Source organism: 'Chrysanthemum coronarium' phytoplasma, from assembly GCF_000744065.1.
Lineage (GTDB): Bacteria > Bacillota_I > Bacilli_A > Acholeplasmatales > Acholeplasmataceae > Phytoplasma > Phytoplasma asteris.
Genome location: NZ_BBIY01000054.1, coordinates 1 through 3,736, shown reverse-complemented (window position 1 = coordinate 3,736; position 3,736 = coordinate 1). Strand labels below are relative to the sequence as shown.

General features: G+C 24.0%; 5 protein-coding genes. All 5 read right to left on the bottom strand.

All coding sequences use genetic code 11. The features are described from left to right. Nucleotides 1-45 precede the first annotated feature (45 nt). Nucleotides 46-381, bottom strand: coding sequence for a hypothetical protein (locus OYV_RS03045; protein ID WP_042068222.1), 336 nt, complete (start codon nucleotides 379-381; stop codon nucleotides 46-48). A gap of 2 nt (nucleotides 382-383) precedes the next feature. Beyond that, nucleotides 384-824, bottom strand: a complete 441-nt coding sequence (locus tag OYV_RS05370; RefSeq protein WP_015060403.1) for a DUF2963 domain-containing protein — start codon at nucleotides 822-824, stop codon at nucleotides 384-386. Further along, nucleotides 811-1,302: a hypothetical protein gene (locus tag OYV_RS03035; RefSeq protein ID WP_015060402.1), complete on the bottom strand. Its 492-nt coding sequence runs from the start codon at nucleotides 1,300-1,302 to the stop codon at nucleotides 811-813. The genes OYV_RS05370 and OYV_RS03035 overlap by 14 nt, the downstream gene beginning before the upstream one ends. A gap of 320 nt (nucleotides 1,303-1,622) precedes the next feature. Further along, complete coding sequence (locus OYV_RS03030) at nucleotides 1,623-2,630, bottom strand: Rep family protein (RefSeq protein ID WP_236620273.1); 1,008 nt, start codon at nucleotides 2,628-2,630, stop codon at nucleotides 1,623-1,625. Between the two features lie 849 nt (nucleotides 2,631-3,479). Continuing rightward, nucleotides 3,480-3,736, bottom strand: a 257-nt coding sequence (locus tag OYV_RS03025; RefSeq protein ID WP_042068221.1) for a single-stranded DNA-binding protein, incomplete at its 5' end; no start/stop codon positions are given.

Here is a 3,736-nt window from a genome sequence, read left to right as displayed (position 1 = left end):
TAACAGCTGCACCTGTGGTTAAAGTTACGACTGCGATATCTTTAACTAATTTATTATCATCGTTATCATAATTTGAATTCCAATCAAATTGATATTGGGCTTCTTCTTGTTTTTTTGTTCTTTGTTTTGTTTTTTGTTTTTGGATTCTTTTAATTGCTTTAAATGTTTTAAAGCATTAATTAATCCAATTATATTATTAACTTTATTAGTATCATGGATATATTGAGTTTGATATTGAGATTGGGTTTCAACTTTATTTTTATCTTGAATTGATTTAAATAATTTAGGTAATCTTAAACCTAAAAGAAATAAGATAATTAGAAGAATGATAACAATGAAGATAATCCAAAGATTTAATATTAATTTTCTTTTCTTATTCATAATTAATAAGTTTTTACTTTTTTAATTGTTCCATCTGGGTTGTAATATGTTGATTTAAGTAATTTGGAATCATTGTATTCATTAATTTCTTTAATTGTTTTGCCATCTTCATAAAAATGAGTTGATTTATTCATAATCCCTGTATTTTGGTTGAACTCATGGATATTTGTAATTTTTTTACCATCATCTTGATAATAAATTTTATGAGGATATTTAAGAGTTAATTTATCAACTTCTTTGTCAATCTTATTCAAAATAGCATTATATGTTTCTTGTTCTTGTTGTGAAAAAGATTGAATAGGTTTAGCCTCTACTGGTTGATTAAACGATTGTTGGGATTGTTTTGGTTGTAAAAATAATAATAAAAGTATTAAAAGACCAATAACAGATACTGATATAAACAATCCCCAAACGATAAAGATAAATTTTTTATTTTTTTTCATATCTAAAACCTACTTTTTTAATTATATTTTGTTTTTTTTGTAAATTAAGTTTGTATTCTAAATCTGATATTTTTTTATTTAATTGTTTTAATTCATCTAAATTAGAATTATTAGTTTCAACTGGTTGTTTTGATTCTGATTTGGGAGTAAATAAATATTTTAATAATAGTATAAAATAATATAATCCTAAAACAAAAAGTTTAATGGGCTTATAAATAGTCAATCTTATTATTTGCTTAACAATACTAAAAATAGAACCCATAAAAGCTAAAATAGTAATGAAGATTAAAATATAAAGGATAGACAAAATAAAATGCCAAATTATTCCTAAACTATTTGGTATATTGACTAAACTAAAATTAACATTTCTGATGGCAATAATGTTGTTAAAAATATTCTTTAAAAATGTTATAATAAAGATAACATAGTCATTTATTTTTGAAATAAATATGTCTATGTTTGAAATAGATATTTGCATGAATAATGCATCCTTTCATGATAGTTATATAAATCTTTTTGCTTATCAGGGCTTTGATTTATATAACTATTTTTTTTTATATTTGAGTGCCTTTGCTGCGTTAGGCAGTAAAGGAGTAATGAGAATATAAAAATATTTATTTTAATGTGGGCTTAATATAATGAAAATGACCCTACATATACGCACATGTCCGAACGTATACATAGAGTCATTAATTATTTTAACATATAAAAATGTTAAACTCTTATTAATTTGTATTTTTGGACATGTGAATACACTTATATTATATCAAAAAACCTAGTAAAATACACATAAAAAGATTAAGAATCTTTATCTAAATCTATTTTTAAAACTTTATAAATCTCCTCTTTTGCTTCTTTTTTAGTTAATTCTTTTATTTGAAAATCATTTAATAAATTATTAGGTTTTTTTTCTATTAAATTATATTCCATTTTTACTGGATTCCAAACTTTAAAAGTAATATATTTTGAATCTATTTTAATATGAAACTTACAACGACGTTTTAATTGAGTAATACTTTCATCTTTGTTGAAAATATCATCAAAAAAATCATCAATACTTTTAACAGTAGTAATAATAATTAATTTACATTCTAACACTTTATTTTTATAACGACTCTTAACTGATGATGCAGTATTATTATCTAACATCTTTAATAAATCAGACAAAACTAGGCAATAAGAACGTAGGTCATCTAAAATAATACATTCCTCACCGCAATAATCATCTAAAATATCATTACTACCAGATGAAACATAAGCATTATAACCTTTATCTTTGGCTATTTTTTTGGCAAGAGTAGATTTACCTGAACCACTCATACCAGTTATAAAAACACATTCCATTTGTCTAACTTTCTTTTTTAAATCTCTAATTCTAAACTTAAATGCTTTTTCTATTGCAGCAGAATAGATATTATTTTCTAGAATATTAATATTATCATTTATATTGTATTCTTTAATTTCTCCTGAATCTATTTTAAGTAAAATATCTTTTAAGCGAGCATCCATTTTATATTTTCTGTTAAAAATATCTTGTTGAGCCTCGCTTTTCCAATCAAAATTACTAACTACTTCTTTTTCATCATATTGATATTTATCAGAACGATTAGCATGAATCATATACATTAAGGCATCACTAAATCTACCTTTAATTTTAGATACAAAATTTTCTTGGGTATTAAACCATTGAGATATATGTTTTGTATCATATGAATTATTAAATCTTAAATATATATGGTAATGAGGATCTTTTATATCTCCTACTTTTTTACCATTTAATTGAGCCTCTTTATCATTTTGATAAATATCTTTATCATGTAAAATATAGGCATAATTTTGAATAGCTTTTTTTTAGATTCTAAAATATTTTCTATTTTGGTTTTAGTAATTAAATTACTATTAATAACAATTTCGCAAACTTTTAATTTCATTTTATTAATTCCTTTTAATATTTTTAATGGACTCACAAGCAACTACTCCTTTACGTCTTCACGTAAAGGCGTTGGGTTCGTTCTCGCTACTCCTTACCTGATAGTTCACAGGTAAGGCGCGAGATAAATTATCCAATATTATTATAACATAATTAAAACAACTTATACAACCAAAATAGACTATAAAAACGGTTGTAAAAAATTAATTTTAAAAATTATAAAACCAAGGAAAAACATGGCTTTTTTATTTTTTTATGCAACCAATTCCCCGCCATAGAGACAAGCCCTCTATGGCAGGGAAATGCTGAGGATTTTATATATTTTACAACCTATATATATATAAGGTGAGCCAAAAACAATTAAAACCAAGGAAATACCTAACAAATTAGGGTATAAAAATGACCCTACATATAAAAGTTTGCGAAAAATATATGCAGAGTCATTAATAATTTTAACAAATTTATATATTATAAAAACCCCTAAATCCCCAAAGGGGACTTTATAGGAGGGGTTTAATAGGTTAATTGTAATGTTCTTCGGCTGGCCGCCTAGTTCGCTCTGCTCGTCTTTGAATACTTTTATACTTAATTTAATTTAAAATTGAATATAGATATAAAATAAGGCGTTTTAGAGGTATTATAAAATTGATAAATTGATTAAAATTAACATTCCGCGCAATTGAGATTTTATATTTTTAAAGCCCCTAAACTAATAGGGGCTTATATTATTTATTTTTGTTATCTAAAAAAATAACTCTTTGAACAATAACTTTAGTTGAGGTTTTATTTTCTCCATCACTATTAGTATATCTTTCAACTGATAAAGATCCTTCTACATATATTTTAGAACCTTTATGAAGATACATAAACATATTGTCTGCTTGGTTTCTAAAAATAACGCATGGAATAAAATTAACTTTATCTTTGATATTAACTGCTATACTAAAATCTAATTTAGTTATTTCACCCTCATTAGTATTAA

What these genes read in the sequence shown, in the direction of transcription:
- OYV_RS03045 (WP_042068222.1), bottom strand. Translation starts at nt 381, where the DNA reads ATGAATAAGAAAAGAAAATTAATATTAAATCTTTGGATTATCTTCATT.
- OYV_RS05370 (WP_015060403.1), bottom strand. Translation starts at nt 824, where the DNA reads ATGAAAAAAAATAAAAAATTTATCTTTATCGTTTGGGGATTGTTTATA.
- OYV_RS03035 (WP_015060402.1), bottom strand. Translation starts at nt 1,302, where the DNA reads ATGCAAATATCTATTTCAAACATAGACATATTTATTTCAAAAATAAAT.